Here is a 17,113-nt window from a genome sequence, read left to right as displayed (position 1 = left end):
GAATTCAGGCGCCGGCGCGCACGGTCAGGCGAAAGCGCAGCGGCTGAGTGATGCCGGCGGGCGCGGGCAGCTGCAGGCGCTCGGCGCTGCGCTCCAGTGCCAGGCGCAGGGCCGCCTCACCGGCGGCATCGAGCCGGCCTTCGGCGCCGTCAACGCTCCAGCGGCTGATGCGGCCGTCGTCGCCGATCCACAGGGCAAAGGCCGCGCTCAGCTCGCCCGCGTCGGCCTGCAGCTGGCGCTCCAGCTCGTCGCGCAGTGCCTGGCGCACGCTGCCGGCGTAGAGCCGCTCCTGGGCACGGTCCAGGCCGCGGCCACCGCTGCCCGAGGCGGCGTTGCCGATCGTCGGCGCGCCGCCCTTGTAGTCCTGGCTGACGCTGCCCGCGGCGAACGCGCTGGGGCCGTTGCCGGCGGCGCCTTCCATCTTCAGCGGCTCGGTGGCCGAGGGCGGTGGTGGCTTGACCAGGTTGTCGGGCACCGGGGCCTGGGGCCGGTCGGGCTTGGGCGGCTCTTCCTTGCGCTCCTTGGGGGGCGGCGGCGGCGGCGGGGGCGTATCGGGCAGGATGGCGATGCGGGCCACCTGCCGCGCGGACCGCTGCGGTTCGCTGATCAGCCGGCGCACGCCCAGCACGGCCAGCACCAGCAGCAGCAGTGCCAGCAGCGCGGCGCCGACGCGCCACAGGCCGGAGCGCGCCGGGGACGGGGTGGGGATCATGGCGGTCATCGCGCGGCTCAGGTGCCAATGCGGGCAGTGACCAGGCCCATGTCGATCGCCAGGCGGTTGCACAGGTCGATCACCTGCACCACCTGTTCGTAGGCAGCCGTCGCGTCACCCTTGATCGCCACGCTCATCTTCGGGTCGCGCGACCGGGCCTGCACCAGCTGGCGCTCGACCTCGGGCAGCGACAGCGCGGCGCCATTGACCAGCAACTGGCCGTTGGCAGCGACCTGCACGATCACCAGCTCATGCTTCTCGGTGGCCGGCTTGTTCGACGGCTTGGGCAGGGTGATCGTCAGGCCCTGCACCGAGGCGGTGGTCATCAGGATGAAGACCACCAGCAGCACATAGGCCAGGTCCAGCATCGGCGTGACGTTGATGGTGTCGTAAGGCTTGGTCTCGGTACTGACCTGGGCGGCCATGGCGGGCTCCGTGGGCTGTCGTTGTCAGGGTTCGGCCGGCTGCCGCTGGGTGACCAGTCCGAGCTCGGTGATGTCGAGCTTCTTGGCCACCTCCAGCACCTCGGTCACCTTGCGGTACTGGGTGCGGGCGTCGGCCTTGAGCACCACCGGCAGCGCCGGGTTGCCGGACTTCAGCGCCGCCAGGCGCTGCGACAGCTCATCCAGGCTGACCGGGTAGGCGTCCAGGAACAGCGCACCGTCCTGGGTGATGGTGATCGCGCGGGTCTGCGGCTTGGCCAGCGAGCTGGCGGCCTGGGTGCGCGGCGCGTTGACCTTGACGCCCTGCACCGACGCGGTGGTCAGGATGATGAAGGTGACCAGCAGCACATACGCCAGGTCCAGCATCGGCGTGATGTTGATGTCGTCGTAGGGCGCGTTGTCGGCGCGGACGTCGGCGGCCATGGCGCGCTGCTCCGTCCGGGCCTCAGGGCGCGCCGTGCGCCTCGGCGGCGCGGGTGACGAACTCGTCGACGAAGATCTGCATGTCGGCCGACAGGTTCTTCACCTGGGCCGCCAGCCAGTTGTAGCCGAACAGCGCGGGGATCGCGACGCCCAGGCCGGCCACCGTGGCCAGCAGCGCGGCGGCGATGCCGGGGGCGATGGCGTTGACATTGACGTCGCCGGCCGCGGCGATCGCGGCGAAGGTGATCATCACGCCCACCACCGTGCCCAGCAGCCCGAGGAAAGGCCCGCCGGAGATGGCGATCGTCAGCAGCACCATGCGGGCGTTGAGCGCGTGGTTCTCGCGCACCAGCGTGGCATCCAGCGTGGCCTTGATGGCGTCCAGGTTGGCGCCGCTGAGCTGGCCCACGCCGGCGGCGCGGCGCTTATCAACCTCGCGCGTGCCCACCTCGTAGAGGCGCCACAGCGAGGACGCACCCCAGGCGGTGTCGGCCGCCACGGTCTCCTGCGCGCCGGCCTGGCGGAAGCGCTCGATGAAGCGGTCGTTGGCGGCCGCGGTGCGCCGCACCTGCAAGGTCTTGCTGACCATCACCCAGGCGGCGATGACGAACATGATGGCCAGGATGATGATCACCACCCAGGCGTCGGTGGTCAGGTTCTTGAACAGGATGCCGAAGTAGCTGTGGCTCTCGCCCTCGCCCGCGGCGCCGTCGGGCGTTTCCTTGAGGACCTTGACCAGGCCGCTGTCCGGGCCCTGCGAGGCGGCCACCAACCGCACCCAGCCCTCGTCGCGCGCGGCACCCAGCAGCTGCAGCTCGTCGATCTGGCCCTGCAGGCCGCGGCCCAGCACCAGGTCGGGCGTGGACTCGGGCAGCAGCACATCGGCCCGGGCGCCCGGCTTGCCGTTGACGAACAGCGTGGCCTGGCCGCCGCCCACGCTCAGGGCGACATGGGTCCAGGCGCTGGCCGGCAGCGCTGCGGTGCTGAGGACCTTGCCGTCCAGGCGGGCCTCGACCTCGTCGACCGCACGCACCAGGCTCAGCGGGCCCAGGGCCAGCAGCGTGGCCGGGCCGGCACCGGGGTCGGGGCGCACCCACATCGAGACGGTCACGCCGCCGCCCGCGCTCAGCCTGAGCCGGCCGGCCAGCGGCAGCGTCAGGCCCCGGGCATCGGTGCGCAGCGCACCGGCGAGCAGGCCGTTGGGCTCGCGCCCGACGGGGTCGGTGCTGGCCTGCTGATGCGCGGCATCGCGCGCCGGGCCCTCGGTCTCGCTGAAGTGCAGCACCGCGGCGTAGGCGTCGGTGAACACCTCGGCGGACGGCTCGGCCGTGGCCTTGGCGTTGCCGGCATAGACGTGCAGCACGTTCTTGTCGCTGCCCTGGGCCACCATGGGCACGCGCACCCACAGCAGCGCCAATTCGTTGACCGCGTCGAAACGCTCGATCGCGAAGGGCAGCGGCGTCTTGTCGTCGGCGCCGATCACGCGCAGGTCGGCACCGTCGGGCGCCGCGCTGGCGAAGTCGAAGTTGCCGCTGTGCAGGCGCAGCGGCAGCACGGCGTCGCTGACCGCGGTCGGCAGCGGCTGGCCCTTGTCGGTGGTGTCGATGACGACCCGGGCGCGCTGGCTCCAGGCCTCGTTCCACCAGGCATGGGCGGTGGGGGACAGCAGCGCAGCGCACAGGCCCAGGGCAAGCAGCAGGCGTCGTTTCATGGTGGCGGACATGGCAGGTTCGTGAAGGGGTTCAGCCGCGGCCGAAGCCGAGGAAGTCGAGCAGCATCTGACGACGCCGCGCGCGGCGCTTGCGCCGCTCGTCGTCGTCCTCGCCGCTGGTGGCGCGTGCGGCATCGGTGGCGTTGGCGGCGGTGCTGGCCGGCAGGCTGACCGGCGCCGTCGAGAGCGACACGCCAGCGGCCTGGCCGCCGACCTGGATGTTGTCGGCGCCGCGCACCGTGGTGGCACCCAGGAAAACGTTGCCGCTGGCCTTGATGCCGGCCTCGCCGGCATCGATGGCGCCGCTGGGCGCGTACAGGTCCAGCGTGCTGCCGGTGCCACCAACGGCGATGCCGCTGCCGGCGTAGGAGCCCGAGGTGTCCAGGTAGAGCCGGCCGGTGGCGGCGTCCAGGCGCACCACCGGCGGCGGCACCGCCGACACCGTCTTGGCGCCCCGACCGGCGTCAATGTCGCCGCGCGTGGACCAGATCAGCAGGTCGCCGGAGTCGAGCGTGAAGACGCGCGACTGGTTGACCAGGAAGTCGTCGCGGCTGATCGCGGCGATGCCGCCGCCCGCCACGGTGACCACGCCCAGGTTGTTGGCCGACTGTGCGACGCTGCCGGTCTCGCCAGCGTTGACGCCGCCGGCCGGGGTCATCAGGGTGATGCCCGGCAGGTCGATCGCGGCGCGCTGGCCAGTGGCGGCCACCAGCCGCTGGCCGCTGTCCTGCAGGGTCTTGATCTGCGTGGCGGGCAGCGCCAGGTCGCCACCGACATGCTCGCCGGCGAAGACCGCATCGATCGCCAGGCTGCCGCGCAGGTAGGCCGCCTGCTGGGCGTAGCCGCTGGCCTGGGCGGCGCTGCGGCCGGCGCTGCGCACCTCCTCGACCAGCACCTGGTTGATCCAGCCGACCTGCTGCGCCAGCGGCAGCGCCTCGAAGGCGGTCAGCGCCTGCGCCAGGTCCAGCGTGGCGCCGGTGCGCAGCTGCATCCAGGCCTGCAGGCCCTGGGCATAGCGCGGCGTGTCGGCGGCGGCGATCAGCGTGATCAGCTGGCTGCGGCGCTGCGTGTCGAGCTGCGCCATGCGGGCGGTCAGCAGCTGGGCCGGCGCGGCGTCGCGCTGGGCTGGCGTGAGGCGATCAAAGGCCGCCAGGGCTTGCGCGTCGGTGAGCGTGGCGGTGTCCACGCCGATGTGGCGCACATAGCGCGCCAGCGCCTGCTGGTAGCTGGCCTCGCCCAGCAGCGCGCGGGCCAGCGCCAGCTGCTGCGCGCTGCTGGACTGCGACCAGGTCCGGGCGCGGGCGCTGCCCAGGGCGCTGACCGTGGCGTCGCTGAGGAAGGCGTAGAGGTCCCCGGCGCGCGCCGCCAGGGCCGTGCTGCCCACGGCGGCAAAGCCCTGCTGCACCGCCTGTCGGTAGTCCAGCCCATCCGAGGACAGACCGGCCACCAGCGTCAGCTGGGCCGAGCCGCTGGCCAGCAGCGGGTTGTCCTGGTTGCCGATGGCCATCAGGCCCGAGCTGTTGAGCGCACTGGCGCTGCCCAGGTCGATGTCGCGGCCGGCCAGCAGCAGCACCTGGCCGCTGCCGCCCACGCGCATCCAGCCATAGCCGCCACTGAAGACGATGTCGCGGCCGGCCTTCAGCAGCACCAGATCGCTCTGCGCGCCGCTGGCGGCGTCGGGTTGCAACTGCGTCTGCACGGCCTCCTGCACGAGGATGTCGCGGCCGGCCTCGATGTGCAGTGCGCGGGCCGAATCGATCGGGGCGCTGATGCGCACATCGCCATCGCGCGCCACCAGCTCCACCGGCGTGCGCTGGCTCTGGTCCAGGCGCAGGCCGGCATCGTTCTTGGGGTTGAAGCCCAGGACCTCGCGCGAGTCCAACCACAGCGGCGCGTCCTGGCCGCGCCGCGTGGCGTAGACATCCAGGCGCGAGCTGAGCTGGAGGTCACCTGCGGCCAGCAGGGCCAGGCGGCCGTCGTCGATCGGGCGCTGCTCGGCGTCGCCCACGCGCAGGTCGCCGCTGGCCGCGGCCAGGCGGGTGTCGTCGGGCAGCAGCGAGCCGGTGGACGGGTCGCCCGCGGCGATGCCGCCGCCCAGCGACGCATCGCCGGCGGTCGCCGTCAGGCGCGCGCTGGCATGGCGGTTGAGCAGCTGGATCGGGTTGGACGCCTCGCTGTAGGCGTCGGAGATCTCGCCGATCGCCAGCTGCCCGCGGGCATCCACCTGCACCCGGTTGTCCTCGTAGTACAGCCGCGTGGCGCCCACGCCGCCGGGGTCGCGGCGCTGGCCGATCACGCTGCCGCCAGCTGCCACCTGCAGCTGGCGCCCGCCGGCCTCGAACGCACCGCTGACGACGTCGCCGCCGGCACGCACCGACAGCGAACCGCCGCCGTAGTGCACCGTCTGCCCGCTGCCGCCATCGGCCGCCGACAGGTGGTAGCCGCTGGACGGTGCCACCGCCACCATGTCGATGATGTGGCGGCCAGCGCGCAGGTCCACCTGACCGCCGCCGAAGCTGCCCACGTAGGAAAAGCCCAGCGACTGAGCCGCCGAGCCGCCCCAGACCAAGCTGCCGTTGCCACCGCCCAGGAGCTGGCCACCGAACAGCAGGTCGACCACGCCGGCGTCATCACCACCGCGCTCGTTGTCGGTGTCATCGCCCTGGATCGAGCTGCCCGCCTGCAGGCGCACATCGCCGCCATCGGTCTGCAGTGCCTGGTCGCCGAAGAAGCGCTGCGCCTGGTTCTTCACCGCCTGCGCCGCCTCACTGCGCGGCGCCCCGGTGCTGAGCACGACGGTGTTCTTCACATCCATCGCCAGGTTGCCGGCGGCCGACAGCGTGACATCGCCGGTGCTGCTGCCGGTGTAGTTCAACCGGCCGGCCTGCTGGCTCTTGAAGTTCAGGTTGGCGGCGTCCGGGCTGGCGGTGCGGCGCAGCTGCCGCGCCGACGCGGCCTGCAGGTCGGCGCCGGCGGTCAGGGTCAGGTTGCCGGCGCGGTCGCTGGTGGCGGCGCCGCTGGTCGGGTCCAGCCCGCTGGTGATGCCCCAGCGCAGGTTGATGCTGCCGGTGGCGCGCAGCGTCAGCGAGGTGTCGCCGACATGGCGGGCGTCGCCGCCGCCCGCGGCGATGCGCGCGGCGTCAGCCGGCAGCACCCAGTCGGCGCCGGGGTCCACCTCCAGGCGGCCCGGCGCGCGGACCTCGGCCTCGGCATGCACACGCAGCGCCGCCAGGTCCGCGGCCGGGCGGGCGCCGGCCAGGCGCTGGGCGATGGCCTGCGCATGTTCGCCCTGGCTGCCCAGGAACCCGGCCGCGTCGGCCGCGATGGTCGCGGTGCCCAGCGCGCCGCCGCTCTGGATCGCGCCGGCGACGATGCGGTCCACCGCGTCATAGACCTTCACCGCCTGCACGTCGATGCGTGAGGCGCCGTCGATCTGGCCGAGCAGCGGATCGATCGCCAGGTCATGGCCCTGCTGGCGCGCGCGCAGCTCCAGCCGGCCGCCGGACTGGCCCGGCTGGCCGGCGCTGCCAGCGGCCACGGCCACCAGGCTGCCGGCGTCCAGGCCGATGCGGCCGTCCAGTGTCGACAGCGCCACGCGGCCGCCCTGGCCGTCGCTGGCCGTGGCCTGGGCCAGCAGGCGGCCGCCGTCGGCCACGTTCACATCCTGCGCGGCCGACAGCCGGATGCGGCCGCCGTCGGCGCCGCGCGCGTCCAGCGTACCGGCCACTTGCAGCGCGCCCTGATCGGCACTGAGGGTGATCGCGCGGGCGCTCAGCGTGGTGCCGGCGGCCAGCGTCAGGTCGCCCTCGCGCTGGCGCAGGTCCATCTCGGCCGTGAAGTGCCCCGCAGCGACTGCGGCGTCCAGGCCCGCGGTGTCCAGGCTGGCGGCGTCCAGGGTCAGTGCGGCACCGGTCTCGGCCGAGCCGGCCTGGCCGCGCAGCTGTCCCGCGGTGGTGATGCGCCCCTTCACCGCCTGCAGGCTGATCTGGCCCCCGGCCCCCTGGCCGCCGCCGGCCGAGACGTCCAGCACCGAACCCGCCAGCAGCCGCAGGTTGCCATTGCCACTGGACAGCGCGATCTGGCCGCCAGCGGTGCTGACCGGCTGCGTGCCCAGCTCGACCAGGCGCCCGGCAGCGTCCAGCCGGGCCTGTGCGCCCACCACCAGCGGCCGCTCGGACTGCACCTCGATGCGTCCCGAGGGCAGGCGGATCACGCCGTCGATCAGCGCGCTCGCGGCCTGCAGGCTGAGCGCGCTGCCCAGCGCAGCGGCGTCGGTGCCTGCCGCCGGCGGTGCAGCGTCCACCTGCAGCGCGCCGCCGGCCACGATCGCGTACTGCGAGCCGGCCGCGTGGCTGGTGATCACCGGGGCGCTCAGCTGCAGCGCGTCGGCCACCTGCAGGCGGCCGGTGCCATCCAGGCTGATGGCCTGGCCGGCCTGCAACCCCACCTGGGTGGCGCCGGCGATGCTGAGGCTGCCCTCGCCCAGCGAGATCGTCTCGCGCGCCTGCAGCTGCAGGGCCGTGTCCTGCAGGCCGAAGGCGGCGCTGCGCGGCCCGCTGTGGTTGCTCAGTTGCAGCGCGCGCGCCTGGACCGTGGCGGTGCCATCGGTGCCCAGCACGCGCAGGCTGGGGGTGTCGATCGCGATCGTGCCGGCGTCCTCGCCGCCCAGCGTGCTGCCGGTGTGCAGGTACAGGCGTTCGTAGGCGCGCAGCGTGAGGTGCTCGGCGGCCGTCAGCGCCTGGGTCTGGGCCTCGGTCAGGGCCAGGCGCGAGCGGTTGCCGGTCGGGCTGGCCAGCTCCACCTCGCGCGCCGCCAGCAGCAGATCGCCGGCGCGCAACACAGCCGTGGGATCGACCTGCGCCACCCCGGTGCTGTCCAGCGCGACGCTGCCGCCGCTGCGGCCCAGCGACACGCCGGCGCCGATGCGCAGCGCCGCGTCATCCGGCGCGGCGTCGCTGCGGTTGAGCGTCGCGCCGCTCGATGCCGCCACGCGCATCGCCGCGCCGCTGCCCTCCAGTGTCAGCGGCTGACCGGGGGTGCCCTCGGCGGCCTGCGGCGTGAAGCGGGCGTCCGCGGCGACGCGGAGTTCCCGGCGGGCCGTGGCCAGCACGTCGGCCGCGGTGATCGGCGCCGACGCGCCCTGGGCGAACACCACCTGGTCGGCCACGGTGCGGATTTGCGCTGTGCCATCCGCCGCGGTCACCCGCACGCCGCCCAGCACGACGGCACCGCCGTCGACCTGGTTCAGCGACGCGGCAGCGATGTGCAGCACGCCGTCGTCCGTGTCCCCGGCCGGCGCCTGGGCGTCGATCTGGATCGATCGGCCGGCGATGCCCAGTGTGCCGTCACGCCCCTTCAGCGCCTCGCTGCCCCCCAGCGCCATGCGGCCCTGCAGGCTCAGCTGGCGAGCCTCCAGGCTCACCGCGCCGCCGTCGTGGGCGAGCAGGCCCACCCCCTGCTGCTGCTGGCTGGCGCGGCTGCGCAGCACCTCGCTCAGGTCGGTGCGGCGCAGTTCGCTGTAGCGCAGCGCGGTGTCGCGGCTCATCAACTGCCAGGCACTGGGCTGGGCGTCGCCGAAGCCGGTGCCGGCGTCGACCAGGCGGGCGGCCACGGTGACCGAGCCGTCGGTGCGGGCCAGCGTGCTGCCTTCGGCCAGGGTGGTGGTGCCGCTCGCCGGTCGCAGCAGGAAGGCGCCGTCCAGCACCGCATAGGCCGCGGGCAGCAGCGTGTAGGTGCCGGCCTGCAGCACCGTGCCGTCGCCCAGCGTGACGCTGTGGCGGATGACGATCTGGCGGCCGCTGGCCGCCGCGCTGTCCTTCAGGCGCCAGGCATAGGGCGCCTGACCGGCACCGAGCGAGGGCAGCAGCGCGAACGCGCCGTCACCGCCGGCCAGAATGTTGCTGCTGCCGCCGCGGCCGGCCACGAACTCCGACGCCACCAGCGTGCCGGCGCCCTCGGCCTCGATGCGGGAGCCTGCCGCGGTCTGCAGCACCGGGGCCGACAGCGTGATCTGCTTGTCGGGCGCGGCGGTCACCGTGCTGCCGGTGGGCCGGGTGCTGCTGCCGTCCAGGCCCAGCCACTGGTCGCGGCCGCCGGTGTAGCTGCCGTAAAGCACCTGGCCGGGCGTGGACGAGACCGAGGTCAGGCTGCCTTCGGCCAGGTGCAGCGACTCGCTGGCCTCCAGCGTGAGGCGGCCGTTCGGGGCGCGCAGCACGCCGGCCTGCTCGATCTGCGCGGCGCGCAGCGTGATCGCGCCGCCGGCGGACGGGGTGGCCGGGGCCTGTGCGTCGCCACCGCTGATCGCGAGGCGGTGGCCACTGGCCTCCAGCGTGAACGCGGTGCCCGTGCCGCTGGCCACTTCGGGGGCCTGCAGCCGGACATCGGCCTGGGTGTCGAGCCGGCCGTCGCGCAGCTGGATCGCACCACCGGCCTGCAGACCCAGCGTGCCCACGCCCGCGGTGACGAGTTGGCCCGACATCACCAGCCCGACCCCGGCCTGAACGTCCAGCGTGCCGCTGCCGCCGCTCATGGGCACGCGCTGGCTCACCGGGTTGGCGCTGTCGTACTGGCCCAGGGTCTCGGGGCCGCTGAGGGCCACCTGGGCCGCCGCCAGGCGCGCCTGCGCGCCTTCGTCGACCACCAGCGCCTGGCTGTTCAGGCTGAGCCGGCGCGGGGCCTGCAGCGTCACATCGCCCACCAGGTGGATGTCGCCCGGCGTGCGCAGGCTGATGTCGGCCGCGCCACTGGCCTGCAGCATCGCGGCGGACAGCCGGGTGTCGGCGCCCAGCGTGGCGGCCAGCTCGCCCAGGCGCGAGGCGTCCAGCCCGGGGGTCAGCGTGGTGCCGCCCGCTTCGATGCGCAGGTGCCGGTCGTCCAGCGGCGTCGCCGAATCGCTCAGGCCCACCGCCGCGCCCGGGGCGTGGGTCAGGCTGACGCTGCCGCCCGCCAGGCCGTCGGCGCCGGCCTGCAGCGCGACCGTGCCTTCGAGCACCGCGGTGCCCGAGCTGATGATCTGGAGGGCGCCGCCGCCGCTGCCCACCAGGCGCCGCTCGATGCGCGTGCCGGCGCTGCTGCGCTCGGTCACGTCCAGCGGCGCGGCGCTGCCGCGCGCGTCCAGCCGGGCCCCCTGCTGCACCACCACGGCGGCCGACGAGGCGCCCGGGTCGGCGGCGCTGAGGGTGATCGTGCCGCCGGCCAGGACCTGGCCGGTGACCAGGCCGTCGCTGCGGTCCGGGGTCAGCCGGGCACGGCCAGAGACATCGATCACCGCGTCCGAGCCCACCCACACCCCCGGCGTGCTGCCCGGCGTGGCGCCGGCGCTGGTGGCCAGCGTCACGCTGCCGCCATGGGCCCGCAACTCGCCCTGCAGATCAACCAGGTGCGAGGCGCTGAGGCGGATGCTGCCGGTGTCGCCCGCATCGATGCGGGCGCCCTGGCCGACGCTGAGGCGGCCGTTGTCGATCTGGCTGGCCTCGGCCTGTGCATCGCCGGACGAGGACAGGCTCACCGCCATTCCGCCACGCCACAGACCCGGCGCGCGGCCTTCAACGAAGGCCTGGGCGGCCGGCACGCCATCGGGCAGGTTGCGCGACGCGGTGGTGGCCATCCAGGTGCGGCGCTGCGGCGCGAGCACGCTGCCCTCGCTGAGGGTCAGGCCGAGCCGGCCGTCGATGCTAAAGCTGCCGAAGCCGCCCTCGTCGAAGAAGCCGGTGCCCAGCAGCAGCGTGTCGGCACTGGCGGGCAGGCTGCTGGCGCCGATGCGGACATGGCTGGTGCGCAGCGTCAGCTGGCCGCCGCCGGTGGTGGCGCCCTGGCTGCTGGCGGCCGAGAAGCCGCTGAGACGCCCCTGCAGCTGCAGCCCCGGTGCATCGGCCTGCTGGGCCTGTTCCGGCCGGGTGACATCGCTGAGGCTGATGCTGCCGGCCGCGGCGCCGGTGACGGCGCCGGCCAGCGATACCGCACCGCCGCCCGACACGTCGACCCCGCTGCCCTGCCCCAGCTGCACCCCCATGCCGCTGGCGCTGAAGCGCCCGCCGCTGGTGTGGGCGGTGTGGCGCGCCTGGCCACCCAGCCAGGCATTGACCCAGGCGCCGCTGAGGTCGATCTGCACGCCGTCGGCCACCTGCACACCGCCCTGGGTTTTCAGGCCGCCCAGGGTGGACGCCGACTTGCTGACCAGCGTCACGCTGGCCGCAGCGCCGCGCAGGCTCTGGTCGACGCGCACGTCGCCGGTGATCGAGGCCAGCGTCAGGCTGCCGCCGTCGGCCAGGCGCAGCGCCTCGTCGCTGCTGCGGGCCAGCAGCACGTCGCCATCGGCATGCACCCCGATCTGCGCGAAGCCGGCGTTGAGCAGACGCTCGGTGCTGATGCCCGAGCCCTCGGCCAGCGGCGCTTCCAATGGCTGGGTGGCCAGGCCGTCGGGCAGCTGCGGGGCCTGTGGGCCGATGCGGAAGTCCTTCAGCACCGCGGTCTGCGCCAGCTGATCGACGGTGGCCGTGGCCAGCACGCTGTCGCCGTTCTGGGTGGCGGCGCCCACGCTCAGGCGCCCGGCCTGCGCCAGCGCGTCCAGACCGGCCTGCTGGCGCTCGCCCTGGCTGGCCCGGGCCTCCAGGTGGCCGCCCAGCTGCACGATCGGTGCGATGACGCTGAGGCTGCCGGCATCGGCGCCGGCCACGTAGCCGGCCTCCACGGCCGTGACGCGGCGGCCGAACTGCAGGCGCTGGCCCCAGCGGTCGTACTGGATCGCGCTGCTCTTCTGCAGGTTGAAGGCGTCGGTGTAGACCAGGTCGCTCGGGGCCGTGGCCAGGTCGTAGAGGCGGCCGTCGGCGGCCACCAGCCGGGTCGCGGCGACGGCGGCGGCGGTGTAGGTGACCTGCCCGCCGCTGAGGCGGATGCGCGAGCTGTCGGCGGTGATGACCGCCCCCTCGGCGCGCAGATCCAGGTGGCCGCCGCGGCTGAGCCATTCGGTGGCGGTCTTGCCCAGCGCGTCGCGGTAGCCCTGCAGGCTGCCCAGGATGGGCGAGTCCAGCCGGGTGTCGATGGTCACCTTGGCGCGGTAGAGCAGGCCGTCCTTCTGGACCGGCGCGTCCTTCAGGTCGTTGCTGCCCAGCAGCTCGGTGGTGACGAACAGGTCGGCGACGCTGCGCGTGGTCGTGGTGGTGCCGGAGAGGTCGATCAGCACGCCCTCGCCCAGCACGATGCGGGCATCGGGGTCGCCGGCCACGTCGGCGCGGTCGGCCAGCCGGGTGTAGGTGGGCGTGGCCTGGGCGCGTGCCACCACCTGGGCACCGGGGGCGATCAACTGGCTGCCTGGCTCGAAGACCACCGAGCGGCCGGCCAGTTCGACAAACGAGCCCAGCACCGTGGCGTTGGCCGAGGCGGTCTTGCTGGCGGTGTCGGTATCCGGCGTGATCGACAGCAGGCTGCCGGCCCCCAGCGTCAGCGCGCCGGACTCGGTGGCACGGTAGGCGGGCGTGACCGGGTTGTAGTCGGCGCCGCTCTGGGCCTTGAGGATGATCGAGCCGTTGGCGTCGACGCTGGTGGTGGCGCTGATGCGGCCAGACTGGTTGACCGCCAGACCGACCAGCGTGGTGTTGCCGCGCGGCGTGCTGATCTGGCCGCCCGCCAGGTTGGCCACGCTGCCGTGCTCGCCGCCCGGGCCACGGCCCATCTCCACCAGGAAGCCGCGCAGCACCTGCAGCTTGGCGTTCTCCTCGGCCGCGTAGAGGTCGGCCTCCTGGCTGGGCAGCTTGAGCTTGACGCTGCCGCCGCCGCCCAGGATCACCTGACCGTCCGGCGCGCTGAGCTTGCCAGCGTTCTCGACCCGCTTGGCGAACAGCATGACCTGACCGCCGCTGGCGGTGGTGATGCTGGCGCCGGGCTCGACGCGCACGAAGTTGCGGCTGTCGACAAAGGCCGCCGGGTCCCCGTCGTAGCGGAAATGCGCGCTGGACAGGTTGGCAATGCTCTGACCGAAGCCGCTGTTGAACTCGGCGTCGCTGAGGTTCAACGTCGAGGCGATCAGCGAGCCGGTGTTGACCTGCGCACCGCGGCCGAAGAGGATGCCATTGGGATTGATCAGGAAGATCTGGCCGTTGTTGGTGGCGCTCAGGCGGCCGAAGATCTGCGACGGTGCGGCGCTGCCGACGACGCGGTTCAGCGCACTGCCGCCGCGCACCGCCATGTCGAAGCTGACCTGGCTGGTGGCGCCGATGTCGAAGCTGTCCCACTGGTAGATCGCGCGCGCGCTGTCCTGGCGGATCGTCTGGGTGGTGCCGCCCTGGCTGTTGGGTCGGTTCACCGGCGCGCTGGCACCGCTGCCCGAGACGCGCCAGGTCGCCGCCGGGACCGGCACCTGGGCAGCGGCGGGCGCGGCATGCACGGCCTGGCCGGCCAGGGCCAGCGCGGCGGCCAGCGGGGTCAGGCGCAGCGTGCGGTGGGCCGCGAGGCGGGGACGGGCGGGGGACGTCGGCATGGCGGCGGGTCAGTAGCGCGTGAGCACACGCAGGTGGAGACGGGGGTCGTGCAGCTCGGCGTGGGCGCTGGCGCGCAGCGGCCAGCCCAGGTCCAGCGCCGCCTCCAGCCCGGCGCCGGCCATTCGCAACCCCAGTCCGACCGAGAGCAGCGAGGTGCGCGGCGCCTGGCCGCTGCCCGGCTGCGCCAGCAGGCCGCGGGCGGCGTCGGCGAAGACCAGCGGACGCACCTCGGTCCAGCCGGTGCCGATGGCCTCGGCCAGGTTGCTGCTGCGCCACTCCAGGCTGGCGGCCAGCGCATGGTCGGCCGCGACCTCGCTGTCCGGGTAGCCGCGCAGGTTGTCCTGGCCGCCCAGCGTCAGCTGCTCGGCGCTGACCAGCGGACCCGAGGCCACCTGGGCCAGCAGGCGTGCTGACCACAGCCCATCGAACCAGCCTGGCTGCAGCCAGCGGCCGTCGATGCGCCAGACGCCGAAGCTGCCGCTGGCGCCCTGGGTCTTGCAGTCGAACTGGTCCTGCCAGGCGATGCCGGCGCACAGCAGCCGACGCTGCAGCAGCCGTCCCCAGGCCACGGTGAGCTGGGTGCTCAGCTGCAGGCTCTGGCGGCCCTCGCTCCACTGTCCGGCGTAGGCCAGCTGGAAGGGCAGGTAGCGCAGCGGGGTTTCGAGTGCGCTGCTGCTGGCCGAGATGGTGTCGCGCAGGTGCTTGAGGTCGGCGCCAGCCGAGAGCGTGCCGCTCCAGCCGCCCTGGCCGATCGGGTGGTGGTAGCGCAGGCCCAGCGTGCGGCCCTTGCCCAGGGCCTGGGTGCCGCCGAGCGTCTCGACGTTGCTGTTCGAGTCGGTGAAGGACAGTGCCCAGAGGTCGCCCTGGCCACCGGGGAGGCTGTAGTTGAGGACCGCGACGCGCGACTCCTCGGGCTTCTCGGGCGCGGTTTGCAGCGTCAGCGACAGGCTGTGGTCGCGCTGCAGCAGGTTGTCGTAGCGCAGCGTGCCGCTCAGGCGCAAAGGCGTGGTACCGGCCGCGTGCTGGTTGTTGACCTCGATCGAGCCCGACAGCGGCAGCTGGTCGCTGACCTGCAGGTCCAGGTCCACCGTGCCGGGCAGGCGGCCGGGCTTGATCACCGGCTGCACGCGGCGCGCGTCGCTGCGGTTGACCTCGGCCAGCTCCTGCTGCAGCGTGGTGAAGTTGGGCACCTCGCCCGGGGTGGCCGAGGGCAGCGCGGCGCGGATGTGGCCTTGCGCGTGGTAGCGCGAGCCGGTCACCCAGACCTGGCCCAGCCGGCCCTGCAGCACCGACAGCCGCACCACGCCTTCGTCCACGCGCTGCTCGGGAATGTCAACCAGCACCGTGAGGTAGCCCGCCTGCTGGTAGGCCGCCTCCAGCGCCGCGCGGGCCGCCTCGACGTCCTTCATCGAGCGGCCGGGGCCCAGGTGGGGCTGCACCGCGCGCTCGATGGCCTCGACGCTCAGCACGGTGTTGCCCTCGACCGCGACCTCCCAGAGGTCGAAGGCCGGCTCGTCGGCACCCGCCACGGCGGGCCCGAGCAGCAGGGCGGTCAGCAGGAGGAAGGCGAGAGGCCGCATGGACGGGAAGGGCTGGGAGAAAGCGTGTCTGGCGGCGCATGCTGCCGGGGTGCGTTGACAGGCCGCGGGCGCGAATGGCACGCCGGTGCCTGCGCGCTGACATGCGGGCGTCACACAGGGGCGAAAAAAGGGGCGAGGCCGAGGCCTCGCCCGATCGGCAGGCGGGCGGTCGCCGGGCGACCGCCCGTGCCCTCAGCGGACCTGACGCAGCGGCGCGGCGCTGTTGGTCTTGTAGTTCTTGCTGGCGGCCAGGCCGTACAGGAAGGAGGCCGGGTTGTAGACCGAGCCGTAGTCCAGACGCTCGACGCAGGAGCCGTAGAGCGCGTTGTTGCCGGTGGCGCTGGCGCAGGACTCGGTGGTGTTGGACCAGTGGCTGGGCAGGGCCAGCACGCGCGGCACCGGGGCGGTGGCCAGGAAGTTGACGTTGGCGGCGTTGGCGCGCACATGGCCCAGGAAGCCCATCATCGCCTTGTCGCGGCCGATGGTCAGGTTCTCGGCCTTGTTCCACTGCATCGACGAGGTGTAGACGAAGGGGTACAGGCCCTTGCGCATGTTGGCGTTCGTCATTTCGGCGTTGTCGATCTTGACGAACTTCCAGGTGGTGGCGCTGTCGTCACGCTCGCCGGTGACCACGCCCAGCGCATAGGCCGAGCCCGGGTTGGTGGTCAGGCAGGTCAGCACGTTGCCGGTGCCCGAGCCGTGGTAGACCGAGACGCCGGGGATGCTGGTGTCGAAGGCGTTGACCGGCGCGGTGGCGGTGGTCAGCGGCTCCAGCATGCCGGTGGCGGTGTCGGTCAGCGCGCCGACTTCCAGGAAGAAGGCGTTGGACGCGGCTTGCGTGCCCGAGCCGGCGGTGCGGCGGCAGATCACCACGGTCTTGGCGTCGTCGGCCACATCACCGGTCAGCGCCGACCAGCCGGCGTAGCCCGCGGCAGCGCGCACATAGCCGGCCAGCACCGCGGCGACCTGGGCGCGGCCCACGGTCGGCACGCCGGTCGTGCCCTGGGCGGCCTGCAGCTTGGCATACAGCGCCGGGCTGACGGCCACACCGAAGGCGGTCTGACCCAGCGCGGCCGTGTCCATCGCCGTCACCTTGACCGGCGGCGCCCAGGGCAGGCCACCGTCATCGACACCGGCGGGCAGGTTCAGGTACACGCCCTTGACCTTGTTGACGGTGAAGGGCGCGACGTGCAGCGCGGGCTCCACGTCGGAGATGCCGGCGTGCGGCACGGCCATCTGGGTGGCGGTGCTCAGGCAGGCGGTGCTGCCGCCCGGCACGTAGCCGGTGCCGCAGTTGGCGACGTTGACCAGCAGCGACTTCTCCGGCAGTTCGGCGGCCACCGGCGTCACGCCCCAGGCGGAGCCGCCGGCGTCGCGCTTGACGACCAGCAGCTTGGTGCCGGCGGCATACCCTTGCGAGCCGGTCTTGGCATCCTTGGTGGTGACGCAGGCATAGGCGACGTGGTCGGTGCCGATGCGGTAGGTGTCCATGGCGCCGCAGATGTCGGCCATGTAGGCGGCCAGCGCCGGGGTCTGGGCCGAGGCGCCGTAGATGCGCACTTCCTTCAGATCGACGCCGCGGGCGGCATCGATCTGCGCCGGCGACAGCGAGGTGGCGTGGGCAGTGCCCACAGCGGCCAGCGCGGCCAGGGCGATCAGACGGATGTTCATGCTCATACTCCAGGGTTGTGTCGAGAGGGACGGGTCGCGCACTGCACGGGTCTGGTGCCCGGGCCGAGCAGCCGCCGCTGCGGCGGTGCGGTGCAGCG

The 17,113-nt window shown here is 73.6% G+C and carries 7 protein-coding genes; all 7 read right to left on the bottom strand.

What is annotated here, in order from left to right; genetic code table 11:
- Positions 1 to 4 precede the first annotated feature (4 nt).
- The 7 genes from KAK03_RS00520 to KAK03_RS00490 all read right to left on the bottom strand — a co-directional run bounded on the left by KAK03_RS00520 (position 5) and on the right by KAK03_RS00490 (position 17,015).
- Entirely contained in the window at positions 5 to 721 is a 717-nt protein-coding gene (locus KAK03_RS00520; protein WP_210851062.1) for a hypothetical protein, read from the bottom strand.
- An 8-nt stretch (positions 722 to 729) separates the two neighbouring features.
- Positions 730 to 1,137 (bottom strand): ExbD/TolR family protein, encoded by a 408-nt coding sequence (locus KAK03_RS00515; protein ID WP_210851061.1) that lies wholly within the window; start codon positions 1,135 to 1,137, stop codon positions 730 to 732.
- A 24-nt stretch (positions 1,138 to 1,161) separates the two neighbouring features.
- Positions 1,162 to 1,578, bottom strand: a complete 417-nt coding sequence (locus KAK03_RS00510) for an ExbD/TolR family protein (protein ID WP_210851060.1) — start codon at positions 1,576 to 1,578, stop codon at positions 1,162 to 1,164.
- Between the two features lie 22 nt (positions 1,579 to 1,600).
- On the bottom strand, positions 1,601 to 3,289 hold the full coding sequence (locus KAK03_RS00505; RefSeq protein ID WP_247660853.1) for a DUF2341 domain-containing protein: 1,689 nt from the start codon (positions 3,287 to 3,289) through the stop codon (positions 1,601 to 1,603).
- A gap of 31 nt (positions 3,290 to 3,320) precedes the next feature.
- Positions 3,321 to 13,763 carry a filamentous hemagglutinin family protein gene (locus KAK03_RS00500; RefSeq protein WP_210851058.1) on the bottom strand — a complete coding sequence of 3,481 codons (10,443 nt, stop codon included), beginning with the start codon at positions 13,761 to 13,763 and terminating at the stop codon, positions 3,321 to 3,323.
- A 9-nt stretch (positions 13,764 to 13,772) separates the two neighbouring features.
- Positions 13,773 to 15,344, bottom strand: a complete 1,572-nt coding sequence (locus KAK03_RS00495) for a ShlB/FhaC/HecB family hemolysin secretion/activation protein (protein ID WP_210851057.1) — start codon at positions 15,342 to 15,344, stop codon at positions 13,773 to 13,775.
- A gap of 192 nt (positions 15,345 to 15,536) precedes the next feature.
- The gene (locus KAK03_RS00490; protein ID WP_210851056.1) at positions 15,537 to 17,015 is read right to left on the bottom strand and encodes a hypothetical protein; all 1,479 of its coding nucleotides are present in this window, start codon (positions 17,013 to 17,015) and stop codon (positions 15,537 to 15,539) included.
- Positions 17,016 to 17,113: the final 98 nt, after the last annotated feature.

Origin of the sequence: Ideonella alba (assembly GCF_018069845.1) — a bacterium.
GTDB lineage: Bacteria > Pseudomonadota > Gammaproteobacteria > Burkholderiales > Burkholderiaceae_C > Ideonella > Ideonella alba.
Note: the sequence above shows the minus strand (reverse complement) of the source record. Positions and strands in the feature narration are given on the sequence as shown.

Coding starts and splice junctions, on each gene's coding strand:
- KAK03_RS00520 (WP_210851062.1), bottom strand. CDS start 721: ATGACCGCCATGATCCCCACCCCGTCCCCGGCGCGCTCCGGCCTGTGG.
- KAK03_RS00515 (WP_210851061.1), bottom strand. CDS start 1,137: ATGGCCGCCCAGGTCAGTACCGAGACCAAGCCTTACGACACCATCAAC.
- KAK03_RS00510 (WP_210851060.1), bottom strand. CDS start 1,578: ATGGCCGCCGACGTCCGCGCCGACAACGCGCCCTACGACGACATCAAC.
- KAK03_RS00505 (WP_247660853.1), bottom strand. CDS start 3,289: ATGAAACGACGCCTGCTGCTTGCCCTGGGCCTGTGCGCTGCGCTGCTG.
- KAK03_RS00500 (WP_210851058.1), bottom strand. CDS start 13,763: ATGCCGACGTCCCCCGCCCGTCCCCGCCTCGCGGCCCACCGCACGCTG.
- KAK03_RS00495 (WP_210851057.1), bottom strand. CDS start 15,344: ATGCGGCCTCTCGCCTTCCTCCTGCTGACCGCCCTGCTGCTCGGGCCC.
- KAK03_RS00490 (WP_210851056.1), bottom strand. CDS start 17,015: ATGAACATCCGTCTGATCGCCCTGGCCGCGCTGGCCGCTGTGGGCACT.